Annotated in this window: 26 protein-coding genes; 19 read left to right on the top strand and 7 right to left on the bottom strand. The window is 52.8% G+C overall.

Features of this window, described 5'->3' with window-relative positions; translation table 11 throughout:
- Window positions 1–9: 9 nt before the first annotated feature.
- The 6 genes from mutL (at window position 10) to hflC (ending at window position 6,926) form a co-directional block, all read left to right on the top strand.
- Entirely contained in the window at window positions 10–1,899 is a 1,890-nt protein-coding gene (gene mutL / locus QVF11_RS14110; protein ID WP_287857792.1) for a DNA mismatch repair endonuclease MutL, read from the top strand.
- Window positions 1,892–2,842 carry a tRNA (adenosine(37)-N6)-dimethylallyltransferase MiaA gene (gene miaA, locus QVF11_RS14105; protein ID WP_287857790.1) on the top strand — a complete coding sequence of 317 codons (951 nt, stop codon included), beginning with the start codon at window positions 1,892–1,894 and terminating at the stop codon, window positions 2,840–2,842. Before mutL ends, miaA begins: the two co-directional genes overlap by 8 nt.
- A gap of 90 nt (window positions 2,843–2,932) precedes the next feature.
- On the top strand, window positions 2,933–3,241 hold the full coding sequence (gene hfq, locus QVF11_RS14100) for an RNA chaperone Hfq (protein WP_139540940.1): 309 nt from the start codon (window positions 2,933–2,935) through the stop codon (window positions 3,239–3,241).
- A 75-nt stretch (window positions 3,242–3,316) separates the two neighbouring features.
- Complete coding sequence (gene hflX / locus QVF11_RS14095) at window positions 3,317–4,597, top strand: ribosome rescue GTPase HflX (RefSeq protein ID WP_004109143.1); 1,281 nt, start codon at window positions 3,317–3,319, stop codon at window positions 4,595–4,597.
- Window positions 4,598–4,662: 65 nt separating this feature from the next.
- Window positions 4,663–5,919, top strand: coding sequence for an FtsH protease activity modulator HflK (hflK, locus tag QVF11_RS14090; protein WP_287857787.1), 1,257 nt, complete (start codon window positions 4,663–4,665; stop codon window positions 5,917–5,919).
- A gap of 2 nt (window positions 5,920–5,921) precedes the next feature.
- Window positions 5,922–6,926: a protease modulator HflC gene (hflC, locus tag QVF11_RS14085; RefSeq protein ID WP_112216206.1), complete on the top strand. Its 1,005-nt coding sequence runs from the start codon at window positions 5,922–5,924 to the stop codon at window positions 6,924–6,926.
- Window positions 6,927–7,016: 90 nt separating this feature from the next.
- On the opposite strand, the gene QVF11_RS14080 is transcribed toward hflC, so the two are convergent.
- Complete coding sequence (locus QVF11_RS14080) at window positions 7,017–7,307, bottom strand: hypothetical protein (RefSeq protein WP_142514469.1); 291 nt, start codon at window positions 7,305–7,307, stop codon at window positions 7,017–7,019.
- A gap of 218 nt (window positions 7,308–7,525) precedes the next feature.
- On the opposite strand from QVF11_RS14080, the gene QVF11_RS14075 reads away from it, so the two are divergent.
- The 5 genes from QVF11_RS14075 (at window position 7,526) to rlmB (ending at window position 13,007) form a co-directional block, all read left to right on the top strand.
- Window positions 7,526–7,723: a DUF2065 domain-containing protein gene (locus QVF11_RS14075; protein ID WP_287857785.1), complete on the top strand. Its 198-nt coding sequence runs from the start codon at window positions 7,526–7,528 to the stop codon at window positions 7,721–7,723.
- A gap of 102 nt (window positions 7,724–7,825) precedes the next feature.
- Window positions 7,826–9,124, top strand: coding sequence for an adenylosuccinate synthase (locus QVF11_RS14070; protein ID WP_112216205.1), 1,299 nt, complete (start codon window positions 7,826–7,828; stop codon window positions 9,122–9,124).
- A gap of 151 nt (window positions 9,125–9,275) precedes the next feature.
- Window positions 9,276–9,701, top strand: coding sequence for a nitric oxide-sensing transcriptional repressor NsrR (nsrR, locus tag QVF11_RS14065; RefSeq protein WP_287857783.1), 426 nt, complete (start codon window positions 9,276–9,278; stop codon window positions 9,699–9,701).
- Window positions 9,702–9,738: 37 nt separating this feature from the next.
- Entirely contained in the window at window positions 9,739–12,186 is a 2,448-nt protein-coding gene (rnr, locus tag QVF11_RS14060) for a ribonuclease R (RefSeq protein WP_287857780.1), read from the top strand.
- 89 nt (window positions 12,187–12,275) lie between these two features.
- On the top strand, window positions 12,276–13,007 hold the full coding sequence (gene rlmB / locus QVF11_RS14055) for a 23S rRNA (guanosine(2251)-2'-O)-methyltransferase RlmB (RefSeq protein WP_112216202.1): 732 nt from the start codon (window positions 12,276–12,278) through the stop codon (window positions 13,005–13,007).
- Between the two features lie 35 nt (window positions 13,008–13,042).
- On the opposite strand, the gene QVF11_RS14050 is transcribed toward rlmB, so the two are convergent.
- Window positions 13,043–13,405, bottom strand: coding sequence for a hypothetical protein (locus QVF11_RS14050; RefSeq protein ID WP_112216201.1), 363 nt, complete (start codon window positions 13,403–13,405; stop codon window positions 13,043–13,045).
- A gap of 105 nt (window positions 13,406–13,510) precedes the next feature.
- On the opposite strand from QVF11_RS14050, the gene QVF11_RS14045 reads away from it, so the two are divergent.
- Window positions 13,511–15,133 (top strand): isovaleryl-CoA dehydrogenase, encoded by a 1,623-nt coding sequence (locus QVF11_RS14045; RefSeq protein ID WP_287857777.1) that lies wholly within the window; start codon window positions 13,511–13,513, stop codon window positions 15,131–15,133.
- Here the strand turns inward: QVF11_RS14045 and QVF11_RS14040 are convergent.
- From QVF11_RS14040 to bsmA, 3 genes are all read right to left on the bottom strand, one after another.
- Window positions 15,130–15,855, bottom strand: coding sequence for a glycoside hydrolase family 25 protein (locus tag QVF11_RS14040; protein ID WP_287857775.1), 726 nt, complete (start codon window positions 15,853–15,855; stop codon window positions 15,130–15,132). The genes QVF11_RS14045 and QVF11_RS14040 overlap by 4 nt on opposite strands.
- 45 nt (window positions 15,856–15,900) lie before the next feature.
- Complete coding sequence (gene yjfN, locus QVF11_RS14035) at window positions 15,901–16,176, bottom strand: DUF1471 family protease activator YjfN (protein WP_181421806.1); 276 nt, start codon at window positions 16,174–16,176, stop codon at window positions 15,901–15,903.
- Window positions 16,177–16,313: 137 nt separating this feature from the next.
- Window positions 16,314–16,622 (bottom strand): biofilm peroxide resistance protein BsmA, encoded by a 309-nt coding sequence (bsmA, locus tag QVF11_RS14030; RefSeq protein WP_220022289.1) that lies wholly within the window; start codon window positions 16,620–16,622, stop codon window positions 16,314–16,316.
- Window positions 16,623–16,819: 197 nt separating this feature from the next.
- Between bsmA and yjfP the strand changes: the two genes are divergently transcribed.
- The gene (gene yjfP, locus QVF11_RS14025; protein ID WP_287857772.1) at window positions 16,820–17,536 is read left to right on the top strand and encodes an esterase; all 717 of its coding nucleotides are present in this window, start codon (window positions 16,820–16,822) and stop codon (window positions 17,534–17,536) included.
- Here yjfP and ulaR read toward each other — a convergent pair.
- Window positions 17,533–18,288 (bottom strand): HTH-type transcriptional regulator UlaR, encoded by a 756-nt coding sequence (ulaR, locus tag QVF11_RS14020; RefSeq protein ID WP_142514473.1) that lies wholly within the window; start codon window positions 18,286–18,288, stop codon window positions 17,533–17,535. The genes yjfP and ulaR overlap by 4 nt on opposite strands.
- Window positions 18,289–18,406: 118 nt before the next feature.
- The gene (gene ulaG, locus QVF11_RS14015; RefSeq protein ID WP_142514474.1) at window positions 18,407–19,471 is read right to left on the bottom strand and encodes an L-ascorbate 6-phosphate lactonase; all 1,065 of its coding nucleotides are present in this window, start codon (window positions 19,469–19,471) and stop codon (window positions 18,407–18,409) included.
- 365 nt (window positions 19,472–19,836) lie between these two features.
- Here ulaG and ulaA point away from each other — a divergent pair, with 365 nt between their 5' ends.
- Genes ulaA through QVF11_RS13985 form a run of 6 tightly spaced genes read left to right on the top strand, consistent with a single transcriptional unit; the run spans window position 19,837 to window position 24,245 of the window.
- Entirely contained in the window at window positions 19,837–21,237 is a 1,401-nt protein-coding gene (gene ulaA / locus QVF11_RS14010; RefSeq protein WP_112216195.1) for a PTS ascorbate transporter subunit IIC, read from the top strand.
- 12 nt (window positions 21,238–21,249) lie between these two features.
- Window positions 21,250–21,555, top strand: a complete 306-nt coding sequence (gene ulaB / locus QVF11_RS14005) for a PTS ascorbate transporter subunit IIB (RefSeq protein ID WP_045439008.1) — start codon at window positions 21,250–21,252, stop codon at window positions 21,553–21,555.
- Window positions 21,556–21,564: 9 nt separating this feature from the next.
- The gene (gene ulaC, locus QVF11_RS14000; RefSeq protein ID WP_112216194.1) at window positions 21,565–22,032 is read left to right on the top strand and encodes a PTS ascorbate transporter subunit IIA; all 468 of its coding nucleotides are present in this window, start codon (window positions 21,565–21,567) and stop codon (window positions 22,030–22,032) included.
- A 12-nt stretch (window positions 22,033–22,044) separates the two neighbouring features.
- Window positions 22,045–22,695, top strand: coding sequence for a 3-keto-L-gulonate-6-phosphate decarboxylase UlaD (ulaD, locus tag QVF11_RS13995; RefSeq protein WP_142514475.1), 651 nt, complete (start codon window positions 22,045–22,047; stop codon window positions 22,693–22,695).
- Window positions 22,696–22,704: 9 nt separating this feature from the next.
- Window positions 22,705–23,559 (top strand): L-ribulose-5-phosphate 3-epimerase UlaE, encoded by an 855-nt coding sequence (gene ulaE / locus QVF11_RS13990; protein ID WP_287857764.1) that lies wholly within the window; start codon window positions 22,705–22,707, stop codon window positions 23,557–23,559.
- Window positions 23,559–24,245 (top strand): L-ribulose-5-phosphate 4-epimerase, encoded by a 687-nt coding sequence (locus tag QVF11_RS13985; RefSeq protein WP_110274454.1) that lies wholly within the window; start codon window positions 23,559–23,561, stop codon window positions 24,243–24,245. Before ulaE ends, QVF11_RS13985 begins: the two co-directional genes overlap by 1 nt.
- Window positions 24,246–24,332: the final 87 nt, after the last annotated feature.

The raw sequence follows: 24,332 nt of genomic DNA, 5'->3' as shown, positions 1-24,332 counted from the left end.
GAGACGGCTATGCCGATTCAGGTTCTACCGCCGCAGCTCGCCAACCAGATTGCCGCTGGTGAAGTGGTGGAACGTCCGGCATCTGTCGTCAAAGAGTTAGTTGAAAATAGCCTCGATGCAGGTGCTACGCGTATCGATATTGATATTGAGCGCGGCGGTGCGAAGTTGATCCGCATCCGCGACAACGGCTGTGGGATTAAAAAAGACGAACTGGCGTTGGCGCTGGCGCGTCATGCCACCAGTAAAATCGCCTCGCTTGATGATCTGGAAGCGATAATCAGCCTCGGATTTCGCGGTGAAGCCTTAGCCAGTATCAGTTCTGTCGCCCGCCTGACGCTAACCTCGCGTACTGAGGAGCAGCAAGAAGCCTGGCAGGCCTATGCAGAAGGGCGCGATCAGGACGTTACTGTCAAACCAGCGGCGCACCCGGTGGGAACAACGCTGGAAGTACTGGATCTTTTTTATAACACCCCCGCTCGTCGCAAATTCATGCGTACCGAAAAAACTGAGTTTAATCATATCGACGAGATCGTGCGGCGCATCGCGCTGGCGCGTTTCGACGTCACGATTAACCTCAGCCACAACGGTAAAGCGGTGCGCCAGTATCGAGCTGTGTCACAGAATGGTCAGCGCGAGCGGCGGTTGGGCGCTATTTGCGGTACGCCGTTTCTTGAACATGCCCTGGCTATCGAGTGGCAGCACGGCGATCTTACCCTTAGCGGCTGGGTGGCCGATCCTCTGCATACGAATCCGGCGCTGGCAGAAATTCAGTATTGCTACGTCAACGGACGGATGATGCGTGACCGCCTGATTAATCATGCAATTCGTCAGGCTTGTGAAGATAAGCTGGGAGCCAATCAGCAGCCCGCTTTTGTGCTTTACCTGGAAATCGATCCGCACCAGGTGGATGTGAATGTTCATCCGGCCAAGCATGAAGTTCGTTTTCATCAGTCGCGGCTGGTTCATGATTTTATTTATCAAGGTGTGCTGAGCGTGCTTCAGCAGCAGCTGAGTGCGCCATTGGCAGAAGAGGGCGATGAACCTGCGCCTCGCCAGGTGCCGGAGAACCGCATTGCGGCAGGCGGCAACCATTTCGCCCAGCCAGCGGTTGCGCGTGAAGCGGCGCCTCCCCGATATCATGATGAGACTGCCGCGCCGCGCTTTAATGCGGGAGGCTCGCGAGAATCCACCGCTTTGGGTTCCGCTGGTGGGGCAGGCTGGCCCCATGCGCAGCCAGGCTATCAAAAACAGCAGGGTGCGCTGTATCGCCAACTGCTGGATACTCCGGTCCCGGAGCGAAAGCCAGTATCACCCACACCAGTGACAGAAGGATTGGCTGGACACAGCCAAAGCTTTGGTCGCGTGTTGACGATTGTTGATGGCGACTGCGCGCTGCTAGAGCGCGATGGCAAGTTAGCGTTATTGGCTCTGCCGGTTGCTGAACGCTGGCTGCGTCAGGCGCAACTGACGCCTGGTGTAGAAGCGGTTTGTGCCCAGCCGCTGCTTATTCCGCTACGGCTAAAAGTGTCTGAAGGGGAGAAAGTAGCGCTGGATAACGCGCAATCGGCGCTGACGCAGGTCGGTATTGAGCTGCAATCTGATGCGCAGCACGTGACGATTCGGGCGGTGCCTTTACCCTTAAGACAACAAAATTTACAAATCTTGATTCCTGAACTGATAGGCTACCTGGCGCAGCAAAAAACATTCGACGTCAACAATATTGCCCAGTGGATAGCGCGCAATCTGGCGAGTGAGCACGGGCAGTGGAATATGGCGCAGGCGATTGCTGTCCTGGCGGATATAGAACGTTTGTGCCCGCAGCTGGTTAAAGCGCCGCCGGGTGGTCTGTTACAACCTGTTGATTTACATTCGGCGATGAATGCCCTGAAAGATGAGTGATGTAACCGAGGCGAGCCTGCCTAAGGCAATATTTTTAATGGGCCCGACGGCCTCCGGTAAAACCGCGTTGGCTATCGCTTTACGTAAAGTTTTGCCCGTAGAGTTGATTAGCGTTGATTCAGCCCTCATCTATCGAGGAATGGATATCGGTACGGCTAAGCCGGATGCGCAAGAGCTAAGCGCTGCGCCGCATCGACTGCTGGATATTCTTGATCCGGCTGAAGCTTATTCTGCGGCAGATTTTCGTCGCGATGCGTTGGCAGAGATGGCTGATATTGTCGCTGCCGGGCGTATTCCGCTGCTGGTCGGCGGAACAATGTTGTATTTCAAAGCGTTGTTGGAGGGATTATCGCCGTTACCTTCGGCGGATCCTGCAGTCAGAGCCAGAATTGAGCAACAAGCCGTAGAGCAAGGGTGGAACGCGTTACACCAGCAATTACAGGAGATTGATCCGGTTGCCGCGGCGCGTATTCATCCAAATGATCCGCAAAGACTTTCCCGAGCACTGGAAGTTTTTTTCATTTCGGGTAAAACTTTAACGGAACTGACGCAAACGTCAGGTGACGCTCTGCCGTATAAGGTGCATCAGTTCGCCATCGCCCCGGCGAGCCGTGAACTGCTCCATCAACGCATAGAACAGCGTTTTCATCAGATGTTGGCTTCGGGTTTTGAAGCAGAAGTACGGGCGTTATTTGCCCGGGGAGATTTGCATACGGATATGCCTTCCATTCGTTGTGTCGGATATCGCCAGATGTGGTCGTACCTTAATGGCGAGATCCCGTATGATGAAATGGTTTATCGAGGTGTTTGCGCCACGAGACAGTTAGCTAAACGTCAGGTCACCTGGCTGCGCGGTTGGGAAGGTGTCCACTGGTTGGATAGTGAACAACCTGAACAGGCGTTCAACAAAGTATTACAGGTTGTTGGTGCTAGCCTGGACTGAACGTGTACAATTGAACGGTTATCGTGCGTAATTTTTAAGAATCGTAAGGTTCTGAGTACAAAACAAGCATACATATAAGGAAAAGAGAGAATGGCTAAGGGGCAATCTTTACAAGATCCGTTCCTGAACGCTTTGCGTCGGGAACGTGTTCCGGTTTCTATTTATTTGGTGAATGGTATTAAGCTGCAAGGGCAAATTGAGTCTTTCGATCAGTTCGTGATCCTGTTGAAAAACACGGTCAGCCAGATGGTCTATAAGCACGCAATTTCTACTGTTGTCCCGTCTCGCCCGGTGTCACACCACAGCAATAATGCTGGCGGCGGTACAAATAACTATCACCACGGTGGTGGTGCGCAGGGTTCTTCTGCGTCGCAGCAAGACAGCGAAGACGCCGAATAAGGCAGATGCTGTTTTTCCACGTCGGGGAGCCAGGTTTTCTGCGTTCCCCGCTGGTATTTTATAAGGGGTTTACGCTTGTTTGACCGTTATGATGCCGGTGAGCAGGCGGTACTGGTACACATCTATTTTTCGCAAGACAAAGATATGGAAGATCTCCAGGAGTTTGAAACTCTGGCCTCTTCCGCCGGTGTCGAAGCAATGCAGGTGATTACCGGTAGCCGTAAAGCACCGCACCCGAAGTATTTTGTTGGTGAAGGTAAAGCTGTCGAAATTGCGGAAGCCGTAAAAGCGACCGGTGCATCGGTCGTGTTGTTCGATCATGCCCTGAGTCCGGCGCAGGAACGAAACCTTGAGCGCTTATGCGAGTGCCGGGTTATCGATCGTACTGGCCTGATTTTAGATATTTTTGCCCAGCGAGCGCGTACCCACGAAGGGAAACTGCAGGTTGAGCTGGCACAACTGCGTCATATGGCGACTCGCCTCGTTCGCGGTTGGACCCACCTTGAAAGACAGAAAGGCGGGATTGGTTTGCGTGGCCCGGGTGAAACCCAGCTCGAAACTGACCGTCGTTTGCTGCGTAACCGTATTATGCAGATCCTGTCGCGACTGGAAAAAGTAGAGAAGCAGCGCGAACAAGGACGACGGTCACGTGCCAAAGCCGATATTCCGACCGTATCGCTGGTCGGTTATACCAATGCCGGTAAATCAACGCTGTTCAACCAGATAACCGAAGCTGAGGTCTACGCCGCGAATCAGCTGTTCGCTACCCTTGACCCAACGCTGCGCCGCATTGATGTTCCTGATGTTGGCGAAACCGTTCTGGCTGACACCGTAGGTTTTATCCGCCATCTGCCGCACGATCTGGTGGCCGCGTTTAAAGCGACTCTCCAGGAGACGCGGCAGGCGACACTGTTGCTGCATGTCATTGATGCAGCCGATGTCCGGGTGCAGGAAAATATTGACGCAGTAAATACGGTTCTCGCTGAAATCGAGGCCGATGAAATCCCGGCGCTGCTGGTCATGAACAAAATCGACATGCTGGACGATTTTGAGCCGCGTATCGACAGGGATGAAGAGAATAAACCGATCCGGGTCTGGCTTTCCGCCCAGACCGGGGTTGGCGTACCACTGCTTTTTCAGGCTTTGACGGAACGGCTTTCTGGTGAAGTGGCGCAACATACGCTGCGCCTACCACCTCAGGAAGGTCGGTTGAGAAGTCGGTTCTATCAGCTTCAGGCGATAGAGAAAGAGTGGATGGAGGATGACGGTAGCGTTGGTCTGCAGGTGCGCATGCCAATCGTTGACTGGCGTCGCCTCTGTAAACAAGAGCCAGCGCTGGTTGAATACGTGATTTGACCTTGCAGCTTGCCTGAAGATATTAACCCCTGTGGGGATATCAAAAACAAATATGGAGCATATACATGGCGTGGAATCAGCCCGGTAATAACGGACAGGACCGCGACCCGTGGGGAAGCAGCAATAACCAAGGCGGCAACTCTGGGGGAAATGGCAACAAAGGTGGTCGCGAGCAGGGACCTCCCGATCTGGATGATATCTTCCGTAAGCTAAGTAAAAAACTTGGTGGCCTGGGTGGCGGAAAAGGTGGACTGGGCGGCGGTAGCGGCTCTCAGGGACCTCGTGGCCCAATGGGCGGTCGTATCGTCGGCATTGTTGCCGCCGCTGCGGTTATTATTTGGGCAGCCAGTGGTTTCTATACCATTAAAGAAGCTGAACGTGGCGTCGTCACTCGCTTTGGTAAATTTAGCCATCTGGTTGAACCTGGCCTTAACTGGAAACCCACCTTCATTGATACCGTGCAGGCGGTTAACGTTGAATCCGTTCGTGAACTGGCGGCTTCCGGCGTCATGCTGACGTCTGACGAAAACGTTGTGCGCGTAGAGATGAACGTGCAGTATCGCGTGACCGATCCGGAACGCTATCTGTTTAGCGTGACCAGCGCGGACGACAGCCTGCGTCAGGCGACCGACAGCGCCCTGCGTGGTGTCATCGGTAAATACACGATGGACCGCATCCTGACCGAAGGACGTACCGTCATCCGTAGCGATACCCAGCGCGAACTGGAAGAGACGATTCGTCCGTACAACATGGGGATTACTCTGCTGGACGTTAACTTCCAGACAGCGCGTCCGCCAGAAGAAGTGAAAGCCGCGTTTGACGATGCGATTGCCGCGCGTGAAAACGAACAGCAGTACATTCGTGAAGCTGAAGCATACACCAACGAAGTTCAGCCACGAGCGAATGGTCAGGCACAGCGTATCCTTGAAGAAGCGCGTGCGTATAAAACTCAGACCGTTCTTGAAGCGCAGGGTGAGGTTGCTCGCTTTGCGAAGATCCTTCCTGAATATAAAGCAGCTCCGGAAATTACCCGTGAGCGTCTGTATATCGAAACCATGGAAAAAGTGCTGAGCCATACTCGCAAAGTGCTGGTTAACGATAAAGGGAGCAACCTGATGGTTCTGCCTCTGGATCAGATGCTGAAAGGTGCTGGCGCACCAGCGGCAAAGAGTGATAGCAGTGGCGCAAGCGATCTGCTGCGTCTGCCGCCTGCATCCAGCTCAAACAGCGCCAGTAACGCTCAGACCTCTACGGGAGGCAACATTATGGACCAACGCCGCGCCAACGCGCAGCGTAACGACTACCAGCGTCAGGGGGAATAACGATGCGTAAATCTGTTATCGCGATAATTGTCATCGTGCTGGTGGTGCTCTACATGTCCGTCTTTGTTGTTAAAGAAGGCGAGCGTGGTATTAGCCTGCGCTTTGGTAAAGTTCTGCGCGACGATGAAAACAAACCACTGGTCTATGAGCCGGGCCTGCACTTCAAGATCCCGTTTATTGAATCAGTGAAAATGCTGGATGCGCGTATCCAGACCATGGACAACCAGGCCGATCGCTTTGTGACCAAAGAGAAGAAAGACCTGATTGTTGACTCGTATATCAAGTGGCGCATCAGCGACTTCAGTCGTTACTATCTGGCAACTGGCGGCGGTGATGTCTCCCAGGCCGAGGTTCTGCTGAAGCGTAAATTCTCTGACCGCCTGCGTTCTGAAATTGGTCGTCTGGATGTGAAAGACATCGTAACTGACTCCCGTGGTCGTCTGACTCTGGAAGTCCGTGATGCGCTGAACTCAGGTTCTGCAGGCACAGAAGATGAAGTTAGCACGCCGGCTGCCGATGATGCGATTGCCAAAGCGGCAAAACTTGTTGAAGCAGAAACTAACGGTAAGGTGAAGGTGATCAACCCGAACAGTATGGCGGCACTGGGTATTGAAGTTGTCGACGTACGAATCAAACAGATCAACCTTCCTGCTGAAGTCTCTGAAGCGATCTACAACCGTATGCGTGCTGAGCGTGAAGCAGTTGCTCGTCGTCACCGTTCGCAGGGCCAGGAAGAAGCTGAAAAACTGCGCGCAGCTGCGGACTATGAAGTCACCAAAACGTTGGCTGAATCCGAACGTCAGGGCCGCATTATGCGTGGTGAAGGTGATGCTGAAGCGGCAAAACTGTTTGCTGATGCATTCAGCCAGGACCCGGGCTTCTATGCCTTCATCCGTAGCCTGCGAGCTTATGAGAATAGCTTCCAGAGCAATCAGGATGTAATGGTTCTCAGCCCGGATAGCGATTTCTTCCGTTATATGAAGACTCCTGAGAGCAGTCATCGATAAGTAACGATTGTCAAAAATAATGGCGCCTCTATTGAGGCGCCATTTTTACATGGGACTGCTTGACTTCATTTAACGCAACTGACAGTGAAGTTAGTTGGCAAAGAGTTTACTGAAGAAACCACCAAGGTTTGGTAGAGAGGAGAGTGAGTTCTCAATGCTTCCACCAATGCTTGAGCCCAGTGTCTCGCCTACCGTCTTACCCAGGTTAGGAGCAAAAGTTGCCAGGTTAATTTTTCCAACAATAGGTAGCTCGATATTCAGCAAGCTACTTTCTGCAGACCAAACGGCAGAACCTAATTGTGACCCTATTGATGCCAGCCCATCTTGCAGCCAGCCAGCGCCGCTTACGGCATCAATTTCAAATGTGGTTAGTTCTCTCATGATAATCATCCTAATTATTTTATGCTCGTATCCAAAGTTGATACGCGCTAGCATACTTGCAATTTTAAAAATAACCTGCAATACAATGGGTTATGAATTTTGTTTCATTAAATAAGTTCATAATAAAGAGGAAATACCGGACAATGTGAAGTGAGAGTAAACACAACATTGATAAACCACTGGTACTACACAGCGCGATATTTATATAAAGGTGAATAATGAACTCAGCAATCTGGTTGGCACTGGCGCTGGTTTTAGTACTTGAAGGACTCGGGCCATTACTTTACCCACGGGCATGGCGGCGAATGGTCGCCACGATGAGTCAGTTGCCGGATAATTTATTGCGCCGTTTTGGCGGTGGTCTTGTGGTCGCTGGCATCGTCATCTACTACATGTTGAGGAAAACGATTGGCTGAGTGAAAAGTAGCCGAATTTACCGCGTTTTGAGTGCAAAAAGTGCTGTAACTCTGAAAAAGCGATGGTAGAATCCATTTTTAAGCAAACGGTGATTTTGAAAAATGGGTAACAACGTCGTCGTACTGGGCACCCAATGGGGTGACGAAGGTAAAGGGAAGATCGTCGATCTCCTGACTGAACGGGCTAAATATGTTGTGCGCTACCAGGGCGGTCACAACGCAGGCCATACTCTCGTAATCAACGGTGAAAAAACCGTCCTCCACCTCATTCCATCAGGTATTCTTCGCGAGAATGTTACCAGCATCATCGGTAACGGTGTTGTGCTGTCTCCGGCTGCGCTGATGAAAGAGATGAAAGGACTGGAAGACCGTGGTATCCCTGTCCGCGAGCGTCTGCTGCTTTCTGAAGCCTGCCCGCTTATCCTTGAATATCATGTCGCGCTGGATGTGGCGCGTGAGAAAGCGCGCGGCGCGAAAGCTATCGGTACTACCGGTCGCGGTATCGGTCCGGCTTACGAAGATAAAGTGGCTCGCCGCGGTCTGCGCGTTGGCGATCTGTTTGATAAAGCGACCTTCGCTGACAAACTGAAAGAAGTGATGGAATATCACAACTTCCAGCTGGTGAATTTCTATAAAGCTGAAGCGGTTGATTATCAGAAAGTCCTGGATGATGTGATGGCAATTGCCGACATCCTGACCGCGATGGTCGTTGATGTTTCCGACCTTCTGGATCAGGCGCGTAAGCGTGGCGATTTCGTCATGTTTGAAGGCGCACAGGGTACGCTACTGGATATCGACCACGGTACCTATCCGTACGTAACCTCTTCCAACACCACCGCTGGTGGCGTGGCGACCGGTTCTGGCTTGGGCCCACGTTATGTTGATTACGTACTGGGTATTATCAAAGCCTACTCCACTCGTGTGGGGGCTGGTCCGTTCCCGACTGAACTGTTTGATGACATCGGCGAGTTCCTGTGCAAGCAGGGTAACGAGTTCGGTGCCACTACCGGCCGTCGTCGTCGTACCGGTTGGCTTGACGCCGTCGCCGTGCGCCGTGCGGTGCAGATTAACTCCCTGTCTGGCTTCTGCCTGACTAAACTGGACGTCCTGGACGGCCTGAAAGAAGTTAAAATCTGTGTGGCCTACCGTATGCCGGATGGCCGTGAAGTGACCACCACTCCGCTGGCTGCTGACAACTGGGAAGGTATTGAACCGATTTATGAAACAATGCCAGGCTGGTCCGAAACGACCTTCGGCGTGAAAGAGCGCAGCGGCCTACCGCAGGCAGCTCTGAACTATATCGCGCGCATTGAAGAACTCACCGGCGTACCGGTTGATATCATCTCTACCGGTCCTGACCGTACCGAGACGATGATTCTGCGCGACCCGTTCGACGCATAATTATCCCCAGGGGCGCCGTTCAGGCGCCTCTTGTTTTTACTGTTCGCCCGCCCCATTTAAATAAATTAGCGGCCTGAGCGCTGGCTGGTTTATCATCAATAGTAATTACGTCTATCGACACACCCCGTTTTTCTTTTCCCTGAGGTTGATTGTGCAGTTAACGAGTTTCACTGATTACGGATTACGTGCGCTGATATATATGGCGTCGCTGCCGGATGGAAGGATGACCAGTATCTCCGAAGTTACGGAGGTTTACGGTGTCTCTCGTAATCATATGGTAAAAATAATCAATCAGTTAAGTCGTGTGGGCTACGTCACGGCAGTACGGGGAAAGAACGGCGGAATTCGCCTTGGCAAACCGGCAAACATGATTCGAGTAGGCGATGTTGTCCGCGATTTGGAGCCGTTATCGTTGGTCAATTGCAGCAGCGAATTTTGCCATATTACGCCCGCCTGCCGCTTGAAGCAGGCGCTTGCAGAAGCCACACAAAGTTTTCTTAAGGAACTAGACAACTACACGTTGGCCGATTTGGTTGAAAAGAATCAACCACTTTATAAATTATTACTGGTGGAGTGACGTAAACTTCACTGGAGATGACAACGGAGGAACCGACATGTCACAAGATCCTTTCCTGGACCGCGAAACTGAAAAGTACGCCAATCCAATCCCAAGCCGGGAATTCATCCTCGATCATTTAGCAAAACGCGAAAAACCGGCCAGCCGTGATGAGCTGGCAATAGAGCTGAATATCGAAGGCGAAGAACAACAAGAAGCATTGCGCCGTCGACTGCGCGCAATGGAACGTGATGGTCAACTGGTCTTCACTCGCCGCCAGTGCTATGCGCTGCCTGAGCGTCTCGATCTGCTGAAAGGCATCGTTATCGGTCATCGCGATGGCTATGGCTTCCTGCGCGTCGAAGGCCGTAAAGATGATCTTTATTTATCATCTGAACAGATGAAAACCTGTATTCATGGCGATCAGGTGCTGGCGCAGCCTCTGGGTGCGGACCGTAAAGGCCGCCGGGAAGCTCGTATCGTTCGTGTCCTGGTACCAAAAATAGGGCAGATCGTTGGCCGCTACTTTACCGAGGCGGGTGTGGGCTTTGTCGTTCCCGATGACAGTCGCTTAAGCTTCGACATCCTGATCCCGCCAGAAGAGATTATGGGCGCGCGCATGGGGTTTGTGGTCGTGGTTGAGCTCACCCAGCGCCCAACCCGCCGCACCAAAGCGGTGGGTAAAATCGTCGAAGTGCTGGGCGATAACATGGGAACTGGAATGGCGGTCGATATGGCCCTGCGTACCCATGAAATCCCCCATGTCTGGCCACCTGAGGTGGAAAAACAGGTTTCAAGTCTGAAAGAACAGGTGCCGGAAGAGGCGAAGGCAGGACGTGTTGATTTACGTAATCTGCCGCTGGTCACCATTGATGGCGAAGATGCTCGCGACTTTGATGACGCCGTATACTGCGAGAAGAAACGCGGCGGCGGCTGGCGTCTGTGGGTGGCCATTGCCGATGTGAGCTACTACGTGCGCCCCGGCACGCCGCTGGATGGTGAAGCACGCAGCCGTGGTACCTCAGTCTACTTCCCATCTCAGGTCGTCCCGATGCTGCCGGAAGTGCTCTCCAACGGTCTGTGCTCGCTGAATCCTCAGGTCGACAGACTCTGTATGGTTTGCGAGATGACGATTTCATCAAAAGGGCGTCTGACCGGCTTCAAATTCTATGAAGCGGTGATGAGTTCCCATGCTCGCCTGACCTACACCAAGGTCTGGCATATGCTGCAGGGCGATCAGGACCTGCGTGAGCAGTATGCGCCGCTGGTTAAGCATATTGAAGAGCTTCATAACCTCTACAAGGTGCTGGATGTCGCTCGTGAAGAGCGCGGCGGTATCTCATTTGAGAGTGAAGAAGCTAAATTCATCTTCAATGCTGAACGTCGCATTGAGCGCATTGAACAGACTCAGCGTAACGACGCCCATAAGCTGATTGAAGAGTGCATGATTCTGGCGAACATTTCCGCTGCGCGCTTTGTGGAGAAAGCTGAAGAACCGGCGCTGTTCCGTATTCACGACAAGCCAAGCACGGAGGCGATCACCGCATTCCGTTCAGTTCTGGCTGAGCTTGGACTTGAGCTGCCTGGAGGTAATAAGCCAGAGCCGCGTGATTATGCCGAACTGCTGACGTCGATCGCCGATCGACCAGATGCGGAAATGCTGCAAACCATGCTGCTGCGGTCGATGAAACAGGCGGTGTACGACCCGGAAAATCGCGGTCACTTTGGCCTCGCGCTGCAATCTTACGCTCACTTCACTTCACCGATTCGTCGCTACCCGGATCTGTCGCTGCATCGTGCTATCAAGTATCTGCTGGCGAAAGAGCAGGGACATAAAGGTAATAGCACCGAGACCGGCGGTTGGCACTACAGCATGGAAGAGATGCTGCAGCTGGGAGCACACTGTTCGATGACCGAACGCCGTGCTGATGAAGCGACGCGCGATGTATCGGACTGGCTGAAGTGTGATTTCATGTTGGATCAGGTCGGTAATGTCTTCAAAGGCGTGATCGCCAGCGTGACCGGATTTGGTTTCTTCGTTCGTCTTGATGAACTGTTTATTGATGGTCTGGTGCACGTTTCTTCGCTCGATAACGACTACTACCGCTTCGATCAGGTTGGACAGCGTCTGATCGGTGAATCCGGCGGTCAGACTTATCGTCTGGGCGATCGCGTAGAAGTGCGGGTTGAAGCGGTCAACATGGACGAGCGTAAGATTGACTTCTCGCTTATCTCCAGCGAGCGCGCTCCGCGCAACGTGGGTAAAACCGAGCGTGAGAAGGCGAAAAAGGGTGCCGCAGGCAAATCCTCCGGGCGTCGTCGTCAGGCGGGAAAGCAAGTGAACTTTGAGCCAGATGGCGCATTCCGCAAAGAGAAAGGCAAATCTCAACCGAAGGCTGCTCAGCCAAAAGGCGAGAAAAAAGCGAAGAAACCGTCGGTGAAAACCCAAAAAATCGCTGCGGCGACCAAAGCCAAGCGCGCGGCGAAAAAGAAAATCGCTGAGTGATTGGATTCCCTTCATCCTGATTCCGTCTAATGTAGCGGAGAACGTCTGGGTGAAGGGAACGGCTAACAGAACCTAAAACGAGTACATAAATGAGTGAAATGATTTACGGCATCCACGCGGTGCAGGCACTGCTGGAACGCGCTCCTGAGCGTTTTCAGGAAGTCTTTATTCTGAAAGGCCGTGAGGATAAGCGCTTGCTGCCGCTGATCCATGCCCTGGAGGCTCAGGGAGTGGTGATTCAGGTCGCCAACCGCCAGTATCTTGATGAGAAAAGCGAAGGTGCTGTTCATCAGGGGATTATTGCTCGCGTGAAGCCTGGGCGCCAGTATCAGGAGAACGATCTGCCGGATCTGATCGCCTCTCTCGATCAGCCGTTCTTCTTGATCCTCGACGGTGTGACCGATCCACATAACCTCGGCGCCTGCTTACGTAGTGCCGATGCCGCTGGCGTGCACGCAGTGATTGTGCCGAGAGATCGCTCCGCGCAGCTCAATGCGACGGCGAAAAAAGTCGCCTGCGGGGCGGCAGAAAACGTTCCGCTTATCCGCGTTACTAACCTCGCGCGTACCATGCGACTGTTGCAGGAAGAGAACGTCTGGATCGTGGGTACCGCTGGCGAAGCCGACCACACTCTGTTCCAGAGCAAGATGATCGGTCCGATGGCGCTGGTGATGGGAGCGGAAGGCGAAGGTATGCGCCGTCTGACCCGCGAACACTGCGATGAGTTAATCAGTATTCCGATGGCCGGTAGCGTTTCGTCGCTGAACGTTTCCGTTGCTACCGGGATTTGTCTGTTTGAAGCGGTGCGTCAGCGCAGCTAATCTCTTTGCCTGAATAAGCCATTCGTTTGAATGGCTTATCTTCTTCTCGCTCGTTCATCTTCTTGTTCTATTTGTCGGGCAATTTCCAGCCCTCTTTCCACATAGCCCAACAATTGGCTCAAGGGCAATTCATCTCCCTGTTCATCATCCGTTTGTTCGATGAACTTAAGCTGCGCGCCACTGTTTTTTAACACTTTGATGAGATTGAGAAAATTTCCAATGGGATTCTGCTCTTCCAGAATGTCATCGCAGATTTTGTCTTCATCAAATGAAGTGACGTAACCTGAAGTTTTCAGATTCTGTTTGATGGCGTTAATCGCAAGATGGGGAAGATGGCGGCGGATAAGCGCAATATAGTTCAGTGTGTTTTCCCGGTCTTCAATAATTAAATGAATCATGAAATTCCCTTTCTGATTGTGAGAGAACTTTATAGCAGAGTTCTGCGACGGAAAGTGCGCCGTTGTCCATACTTATGGGTAGAGCCATTGACGGAGGGAAACACAATGCACTGGCAAACTCATACCGTATTTAACCAACCTACGCCGTTATGTAATAGCAACTTGTTCCTGTCTGATACTGCCCTACGTGAGGCCACCGTGCGCGAAGGCGCTGGCTGGGATGGTGATCTGCTGGCGAGCATTGGCCAACAGCTGGGGACGGCTGAATCGCTGGAGCTAGGGCGCCTGGCTAACAGCAACCCACCGGAACTATTGCGCTATGACGCGACGGGATCGCGTATTGATGATGTGCGTTTCCATCCCGCCTGGCATTTACTGATGCAGGGTCTGTGTGCTAACCGGGTGCATAATCTTGCCTGGCAGGAGGATGCTCGCGAAGGCGCTTTTGTCGCTCGCGCTGCCCGTTTTATGTTGCATGCACAGGTAGAGGCGGGGACTCTGTGCCCCACCACAATGACTTTTGCTGCGATTCCATTGCTACAGCGTTCATTACCCAAACCATTTAGCGACTGGTTATCACCGCTATTAAGCGATCGTTACGATCCGCATCTTGTGCCGGGTAATCAGAAGCGCGGACTGCTTATCGGGATGGGAATGACAGAAAAGCAGGGTGGGTCTGATGTCCTGAGTAACACAACGCGGGCGGAGAAAACTGCCGAAGGTTTTTATCATCTCGTTGGGCATAAATGGTTTTTCTCGGTACCGCAAAGCGATGCGCACCTGGTGCTGGCTCAGGCACCTGCGGGTCTCTCCTGCTTTTTTGTCCCCCGCTTGTTGCCGGACGGTCAGCGTAACGGTATTCGCCTGGAAAGACTGAAAGAGAAATTGGGTAATCGATCCAACGCCAGTAGTGAAGCTGAATTCTTCGATGCTTGCGGATGGCTGATAGGAGAAGAGGGTGATGGCGTCCGGCAAATCCTCAAAATGGGTGGCCTGACCCGCTTTGACTGTGCATTGGGCAGCCACGCGCTGATGCGCCGGGCTTATTCGGTGGCGCTTTACCACGCCTTGCAGCGCCAGGCGTTTGGTAAGAATTTGGTCGACCAGCCGATGATGCGTCAGGTGCTGGGGCAAATGGCGCTGAGGCTTGAAGGGCAAACTGCCTTTTTGTTCCGGCTGGCGCGCGCCTGGGACCGACGTGACGATGAGCAGGAAGCGCGTTGGGCAAGGTTGTTCACACCCGCGGCGAAATTTGCTATCTGCAAATCCGGGATGCCGTTTGTTGCCGAAGCCATGGAGGTTCTGGGAGGCTCAGGCTATTGCGAAGAGAGCGAACTACCGCGTCTGTACCGCGAAATGCCGGTCAACAGTATCTGGGAAGGTTCGGGCAATATAATGTGTCTGGACGTGATGCGGGTTCTGATGAAGCAACCGGCGGCGCTAGAGCTTCTGGCGGCGGAATGTGCAGAAGTAAAAGGGCGGAATCGTCATTTCGATCGTACATGGCGTCAGCTGCAGCAGTGGCTACGGCGGCCTCTGGAAGAGCAGGGGCGGGAAATTACCCGGCTGGTCTATATGCTGGGCACAGGCGCGCAGGTATTACGTTTCGCTTCACCACCGTTGGCTGAAGCATGGTGCCGTATGATGCTCGACGCGCGCGGCGGCTTGTTGCTTAGCGAGCCGATGCTAAGCGAAGTATTGAGCCGGGCGACCGGCGGTGCCTTCTAGGGATGGAGCAGGGCGGTAAATTGTGCGTCGCTGCCCTGAAACACATTCAAATCCACAAAGGTGTCTATTCCAGCAAGACGACCACGATTAGCGAACTGCCAGAAGACCCATTGGCGCGAACTTTCCAGCCTGGGCTGGCGCCAGATATCACGGATCCACAACGGATTATCGCTAAATTCATTCTGTAGGTGGTCGTCATAAAATTCGCGGGTGGCATAAAGAATGACTTTTTGCTGATAAACCGTCTCCAGTATGGCGGTCATGGCCCGCACTTCAGCAACGATTTGTTGGTGGCTCTGAGGCATACAGTTACCCCCGTATTCCAGATCCAGCACCGGCGGCAGCGCGCTAGGGCTGACGGGGACAGTGGCGATAAAGTTGCCCGCCTGTGCAATACCGGATTTACAAAAAGTAAAGAAATGGTAGGCACCGGTGATGATTCCCTGCTTCCGGGCATTACGCCAGTTGGCATCAAAAGCGCTATCTTTAAAGCTCTCGCCTTCCGTTGCTTTGATAAAGGCGAATTGAATGTTTTGTTGTTTGAGCTGCGCCCAGTCAATGGATTGCTGGTGGTGGGAAACATCAATTCCCTGGATTGGGAACGTTTGACGAGAAGGGTAATTAAAGCGGAGCCAGCCTTCATAGAAGGCAATTCTGGTCAGTCCGGCGAATAGCGCTAACGCCAGCAGCAACCAAATGATTTTTCGTCCTTGGGTAAACATGACTTCCTGCCATGAGAAATGAAACACGAACGCATGCTAGCACATTCAGGCATAAAGAATGGCCTGCACCCGCCAGTTATCCGGCTGTTGCTCTTCATACATCTGGACGATGCGATACCAGGATGCACCTTGCTCATCGGCCTGTACGGCGATGGCATGCTCAACATCCTGCTGGCTACCGGAGATGTTGTTAACGCAAATCAGGCCAATTTCATTGAGGCCCGTTACGCAATCCGCACTGGCAAATTCCGCTGACTGCGCGGAGGTATTGGCCGTTGCCGAGGTCAGCATTAGGCTGGGTAGGGTAAAAGATCGTTTCATCGTCAGCTCCATTTTACGTAGTCCTGAGGGCAGTCCGTTGCTAACGTCCTGCCAGGTTACAGCTGGCCGAACGTTATTATGCACAGGAAAACGTGAATGGGCGCAAAGCAGTGTAAAGCTCGTTTAAAGATTAACCGCTATTTACGGTAGAGAATCGCTTGCGAATACCACTGGCCGGGAACCATCGTGTCATCAATCATGATGATGACGTAGTAATCCGCTTTCGCCTTCTCTGCTTTGACCTTTAACGCAGCTTCTACATCCATCGGTGAGCCGTACATTAATACGCTCACCGTGCCCATCTTTTGTAGACCCGTCGTCTGGTTACGCTGGATCTCTTGCGGATGGTCGGTTGCGGGCGGTGGTGCTTCTGGCGTTCCTTGTAAGGCACTACAGCCAGTCAAGACGATAGCCAGTAACCATGGTGTAAACCTACGCATAACCATATCTCGTTTCCTGATAGTCATAGTGTAGTGGTAGCCTGAATGTCATTTCCGGGGAATGTTCCCAAATTGTTATCTCGGACGCGATTTTCGAATGAAAATATTCTGAAAGCGTAACCGGGTTCTCAACATTATGAATCATGCGCGAACGAGTTTCGTGCTCAATAACACAACATCACTATAGAGAAAGGAGACGATAAATGATTGCACTAGAAATGCGTAGCCTTGCGGGCGGGGAGATTCTGCATGCATATCCACAGAACGCGGCCGATAAACCGTTGCCGTGTATCGTCTTTTATCATGGTTTCACTTCTTCTAAGCTGGTCTACAGCTATTTTGCTGTCGCGTTAGCAGAAGCCGGGTTTCGGGTGATAATGCCAGATGCTGCAGAACACGGTGCGCGCTATCTCGGCGATGAACAAGGCAGGATGCAGCGGTTTTGGTCGATCCTGATGCAGAATTTTGTTGAGTTCCCGGCGCTGCGAGAGGCGATTGGCGAGCAGGGATGGCTTGCTGACGATAGACTGGCGGTCGCCGGAGCATCAATGGGCGGAATGACGGCGCTGGGCATTATGACCCATCACCCGGAGTTGAAAAGCGTGGCCTGCCTGATGGGGTCTGGCTATTTCAGTTCGCTTTCGCAGAACCTATTCCCGTCGCCCGATTTTTGCGTAAAACAACTGGTCGAGTGGGACGTTAGCGAGCAACTAGATACACTTGCCAACCGACCGCTGTTGCTTTGGCACGGTGACGAAGATGATGTCGTACCACCAGGAGAAACGTTCCGCCTTCAGCGCTCATTGCAGCAAAGCGACCTGGCCGACAATTTGACTTGTATCTGGCAGAAAGGCGTCCGTCACCGCATTACGCCTGAGGCATTAGCGGCGACGGTGGCGTTCTTTCAGCGTCATCTTTAAACGCGAATCACCTGAACGCCCTGATCTTCAAGCTGCTTGAGGATCGCTTCATCCGCTTGCCTGCCAGTAATCACCAGGTCGATTTGCGCGGCCTGGCTGAATAACATTCCGGCACGCTCGCCAACTTTGCTGCTATCGACCAGCACCGCGAGTTTACCGACGACATTAAGCATTTTTTGCTCCGCCATTGCCGTCAGCATATCGGTTTTGTAGAGTCCTTCGGCGGTCAGCCCTTTGCCGCTGGTAAACATCCAGTGCCCGGCATACAGGCTATTATCGCTACCTTGTGGGCTCAGAGTGATAGAGTGGCTGCGGTTGTACTGCCCGCCCATAATGATGACGCTGTCATGTTCTTGATCGATCAGATAGTTGGCCAGCGGCAGGTAGTTAGTGATGATTTGTACCGGCTTTCCGCACAGTTCCTGGCCTAGCAGGAATGCGGTAGAGCCGCAGTTGATAACGATGCTTTCGCCAGGGTTAACCAACTGCGAAGCCGCGCGCGCAATGCGCACTTTCTCATCGTGGTTTTGCGCCTGGTGAATATTCATAGGCGACCAGCGCGGGCGCTGCTCACTGATAGCTTCCGCACCGTTGCGAACTTTTTTCAGCTTGCCGCTTTCGTCGAGTTTATTGATATCGCGTCGTGCCGTCGCTGGCGAAATTCCTAGCCGGGAAATCACCTGCTCCACGGTGACAAATCCCGTTTGTGCCAGCAAATCCAGTAAAATTTGATGTCTTTGCGCTTCCGTCATGAGCAAATCCGATTAAAAGTGATAAGCAAAGATGATATTTGAAATCAGGTGAAAATACTAATGCCGACGGGGATAATTTCCGGCGGGCGGTCAACGATTACCGCTCGCCGGAGAAGTGTTACAGGAAGGACTTGAACGGCAGGTCCGGTTCCATGGTGAAGCAGTCGTCGAATCCGCGTGGATAGTGGTACTCGAAATTATCCTTATCCAGCGGCCAGGTGAATTTCCCGCCAACCTGCCAGATGAAAGGCTTGAAGCCATATTTCAGACGGTCTTTCTTCATGTCCCACAAGACGCGGATTTCCTGCGGGTCAGCCTGGAAGTTTGACCAGATATCGTGATGGAACGGGATGACGACTTTGGTGTTCAGCGACTCAGCCATGCGCAGGATATCAGCGCTGGTCATTTTGTCGGTAATACCGCGCGGGTTCTCGCCGTAGGAACCCAACGCGACGTCAATTTGATGTTCATTTCCGTGCTTAGCGTAGTAGTTGGAATAGTGTGAATCACCGCTGTGATACAGGTTGCCGCCCGGCGTTTTGAACAGGTAGTTCACCGCACGCTGATCCATTCCATCTGGCAGCACGCCCGCCGCTTTTTGCTCCGCTGGTAGGGTAATCAGTGCGGTACGGTCAAAGGCGTCAAGCGCGTGAATTTCAACGTCCTTCACTCTTACCACATCGCCCGGTTTCATCACGATGCAGCGCTCTTTCGGCACGCCCCAGCCGATCCACAGATCAACACAAGTTTGCGGGCCGATAAAGGGTACGTTATCGGCGCAATTCTGCATCACCGCGGCGGCAACGTTAACGTCGATATGATCGTTGTGATCGTGCGTAGACAGAACGGCGTCAATCTGGCGAATAGCGAACGGATCGAGTACGAACGGGGTGGTGCGCAGATTTGGCTGGAGTTTCTTGACGCCCGCCATGCGCTGCATCTGATGGCCTGTTTTCATCAGCGGATTGCCATGGCTTTGTTTGCCCGTACCGCACCAGAAATCGACACAGATATTGGCCCCGCCTTCTGATTTCAGCCAGATGCCCGTACAACCCAACCACCACATGGCAAAGGTACCTGGTGCAACCTGTTCTTGTTCAATTTCTTCATTCAGCCAGCTACCCCACTCAGGGAAGGTGTTCAGGATCCATGATTCGCGGGTGATGGTTTGTACTTTACTCATTGCGCTTTCCCTCACGTATTGTCAAAAGTAATCACATTGTGATTTGTTTTGAAGAATGCTGCCATCGTTTGTTCAGGAATGCAATCCTGAATTTTACGCTTTACAGGGATGGGAAATGGCGCCCCAGATGATGTCAGGCTTTTTTTATTGACTCTATTATTTATTATTGTGTTGATTTTAATGGGTTAATTTTTGTTTTTGATAAATGAGAATTAATTCGTGTACAGATTGAATAATTATTTGCGGCGTGCGTCACATTTAATCAAATATAATCTTGTTGTGATTATTTTTGATTATTAGAGTGATCGCAACAACAAACCCTGGACGTAATGTACGTTCAGAGCTTTCACCTTCTGGAGCGTGTTATGGAGATTCTCTACAACATCTTTACCGTTTTCTTTAACCAGGTCATGACCAATGCCCCGCTGCTGCTGGGTATCGTGACGTGTCTGGGCTACATCCTGTTGCGTAAAAGCGCCAGCGTCATTGTCAAAGGGACGATTAAAACCATTATCGGTTTTATGTTATTGCAGGCGGGTTCCGGCATTTTGACCAGCACCTTCAAGCCGGTCGTCGCGAAGATGTCTGAGGTTTACGGCATCAACGGGGCGATTTCCGATACCTACGCTTCCATGATGGCAACCATTGAGCGTATGGGCGATGCCTACAGTTGGGTCGGCTATGCGGTACTGTTAGCGCTGGCGCTGAATATCTGTTACGTCCTGCTGCGGCGCATTACCGGTATTCGCACCATCATGCTGACTGGACACATCATGTTTCAGCAGGCGGGGCTGATTGCGGTTTCGTTATACATCTTCGGTTATTCGATGTGGACAACCATTATCTGCACGGCGGTCCTGGTCTCCCTGTATTGGGGGATCACCTCCAACATGATGTACAAACCGACCCAGGAAGTGACCGACGGCTGCGGTTTCTCGATTGGCCACCAGCAGCAGTTCGCTTCATGGATTGCCTATAAAGTCGCGCCATATCTGGGGAAAAAAGAAGAGAGCGTTGAGGATCTTAAACTGCCGGGCTGGCTGAACATCTTCCACGACAATATCGTTTCCACGGCCATTGTCATGACGGTTTTCTTCGGCGCAATCCTGCTCTCCTTCGGCATTGATACGGTGCAGGCGATGGCGGGTAAAACCCACTGGACGGTCTATATCCTGCAAACCGGTTTCTCTTTTGCGGTCGCGATTTTCATCATCACACAGGGTGTGCGCATGTTTGTCGCCGAGCTCTCTGAGGCCTTCAACGGTATCTCTCAGCGTCTGATTCCTGGCGCCGTACTGGCGATTGACTGCGCGGCGATTTATAGCTTTGCACCGAACGCCGTGGTCTGGGGATTTATGTGGGGCACCATCGGTCAACTGATCGCCGTCGGTATTCTGGTGGGCGTCGGATCTTCCATTCTGATTATTCCAGGCTTTATCCCGATGTTCTTCTCTAACGCCACCATTGGTGTGTTTGCTAACCACTTTGGCGGTTGGCGCGCGGCACTCAAGATTTGCCTGGTGATGGGCATGATAGAGATCTTCGGCTGCGTTTGGGCTGTGAAGCTGACGGGCATGAGCGCCTGGATGGGCATGGCGGACTGGTCCATCTTGGCGCCACCGATGATGCAAGGCTTTGCCTCCGTCGGCATCGCATTTATGGCCGTTATTATTCTGATTTCACTGGCTTATATGTTCTTCGCAGGGCGCACGCTGCGTGCTGAAGAAGATGCGGAAAAACAACTGGCAGATGCTTCTGCTCAATAAGGAGTTTTGACTATGACCGTACGTATCCTGGCTGTATGTGGCAACGGGCAAGGCAGTTCCATGATCATGAAAATGAAAGTGGACCAGTTTTTGACCCAGTCAAATATTGATCACACGGTGAATAGCTGCGCGGTGGGTGAATACAAAAGCGAATTAAGCGGAGCAGACATCATCATTGCCTCCACCCATATCGCCGGTGAGATCACCGTTTCCGGCAACAAATATGTGGTTGGCGTGCGCAACATGCTGTCGCCTGCTGACTTTGGTCCGAAGCTGCTGGAAGTGATCAAAGAACATTTCCCGCAGGACGTGAAGTAAGGACGCACCATGAAATTACGAGATTCGCTGGCGGAAAATAATTCGATCCTCTTACGGGCCGACGCCAGCACCTGGCAGGAAGCGGTAAAACTGAGCGTTGATCTGTTGGTTAAGGCTGACGTGGTCGAGCCTCGTTACTATCAGGCCATTCTTGACGGCGTTGAACAATTTGGCCCGTACTTTGTGATTGCGCCGGGCCTGGCGATGCCGCACGGGCGCCCGGAAGAGGGCGTGAAGAAAACTGGTTTTGCACTGGTGACGCTGAAAACGCCGCTGGTCTTTAACCACGAAGATAACGACCCGGTCGATATCCTGATAACGATGGCGGCGGTCGATGCCAACACGCATCAGGAAGTGGGCATCATGCAGATCGTTAATCTGTTTGACGATGAAGCCAACTTCGACCGTTTACGCGCCTGCCGTACCGCGCAGGAAGTGCTGGATTTAATTGATAACGCCACCGCGGCGGCTGTTTAAAAGGAATATCAAATGTCATTACCTATGTTGCAGGTTGCGCTGGATAACCAATCAATGTCTTCTGCATATGAAACGACGCGCCTGATTGCTGATGAAGTGGACATTATTGAAGTCGGCACCATTCTTTGCGTCGCCGAAGGCGTTCGTGCGGTTCGCGACCTGAAAGCACTGTATCCGCATAAAATCGTGCTGGCGGATGCCAAAATCGCCGATGCGGGTAAAATTCTCTCCCGTATGTGTTTTGAAGCCAATGCTGACTGGGTGACCGTGATCTGCTGTGCGGATATCAACACCACCAAAGGCGCGCTGGATGTGGCGAAAGAGTATAACGGTGATGTGCAGATCGAACTGACCGGATACTGGACCTGGGAACAGGCTCAGGAGTGGCGCGACGCGGGTATCGGGCAGGTAGTGTATCACCGCAGTCGCGATGCGCAGGCCGCAGGCGTGGCGTGGGGCGAGGCGGACATCAGCGCCATCAAGCGCCTGTCTGATATGGGCTTTAAGGTTACCGTCACCGGCGGCCTGGCGCTGGAAGATCTGCCGTTGTTCAAAGGCATTCCGATTCACGTCTTTATCGCTGGTCGTAGCATTCGTGATGCCGCTTCGCCGGTTGAAGCCGCGCGTCAGTTTAAACGCTCTATTGCCCAGCTTTGGGGCTAAGGAGCAACTATGCTGTCGAAACAAATTCCGCTCGGCATCTATGAAAAAGCGCTCCCCGCTGGGGAGTGCTGGATGGAGCGGCTGAAGCTTGCGAAAAAGCTGGGTTTTGACTTCGTCGAAATGTCGGTGGATGAAACTGATGCCCGACTGGCGCGTCTCGACTGGAGCCGCGAGCAGCGCCTGGCGTTGGTCAACGCGATTGCTGAAACCGGCGTGCGCGTTCCGTCCATGTGCCTGAGCGCTCATCGTCGCTTTCCGCTTGGCAGCGAAGATGACGCAGTACGTGCGCAGGGGCTGGAGATTATGCGTAAAGCGATCCAGTTCACCCAGGACGTCGGCATTCGCGTGATCCAACTGGCCGGTTACGACGTTTACTATCAGGAGGCCAACAACGAGACGCGTCGGCGGTTTCGTGATGGACTGAAAGAGAGCGTCGAGATGGCAAGCCGTGCGCAGGTGACGCTGGCGATGGAAATCATGGACTACCCGCTGATGAACTCCATCAGCAAGGCGCTGGGCTATGCGCACTACCTAAACAATCCATGGTTCCAGCTTTACCCGGATATCGGCAATTTGTCGGCGTGGGATAACGACGTGCAGATGGAACTCCAGGCGGGGATCGGGCATATCGTGGCGGTGCATGTGAAAGATACCAAACCCGGCGTATTCAAGAACGTGCCGTTTGGTGAAGGGGTTGTCGATTTCGAGCGCTGTTTCGAAACCCTCAAGCAGAGCGGCTATTGCGGGCCGTATCTGATTGAGATGTGGAGTGAGACCACTGACGACCCTGCGCTCGAAGTGGCGAAGGCTCGCGATTGGGTGAAGGCGCGCATGGCAAGCGCCGGTCTGGTGGAGGCGGCGTAATGCAAAAGCTCAAACAGCAGGTTTTTGAAGCCAATATGGATTTACCGCGCTACGGGCTGGTGACCTTTACTTGGGGCAACGTCAGCGCTATCGACCGTGAACGCGGGCGGGTGGCGATCAAACCCAGCGGCGTTGCTTATGAAACCATGAAGGCAGACGACATGGTGGTGGTGGATATGGACGGTAATATTGTAGAAGGGCAGTATCGTCCTTCTTCTGATACCGCCACCCATCTGGCGTTGTATCGTCGCTATCCGAGTCTTGGCGGCGTGGTGCATACCCACTCTACTCATGCGACGGCCTGGGCGCAGGCGGGGTTAGCCATTCCCGCGCTAGGGACGACCCATGCGGACTACTTCTTTGGCGATATTCCCTGCACCAGGGCGTTAAGCGCCTTAGAAGTTGAAGAAGCCTATGAGCTGAATACCGGGCACGTGATCATTGAAACGCTGGGCAAGGCCGAACCTTTGCATACGCCGGGGATTGTGGTCTATCAGCACGGTCCGTTTGCCTGGGGCAAAGATGCGCATGATGCGGTGCATAACGCAGTAGTGATGGAAGAAGTAGCGAGAATGGCGTGGATTGCCCGCGCGATTAACCCGCAACTGAAGCCCATCGATAGTTGGCTGATGGACAAACACTTTATGCGTAAACATGGGCCAAACGCCTATTACGGGCAAAAGTAAGGTACGTGCTCTGGAGCTTTTCATCGTAATGATGAATCAACCGGTCTGGCTCCGGAGCCTTTTTAGTTTTGTTGATAAGCCAGAAAG

The organism is Klebsiella sp. (assembly GCF_027492335.1).
In the GTDB taxonomy this organism is placed as follows: domain Bacteria; phylum Pseudomonadota; class Gammaproteobacteria; order Enterobacterales; family Enterobacteriaceae; genus Klebsiella; species Klebsiella huaxiensis.
This window is presented reverse-complemented; position numbering and strand designations above follow the sequence as displayed.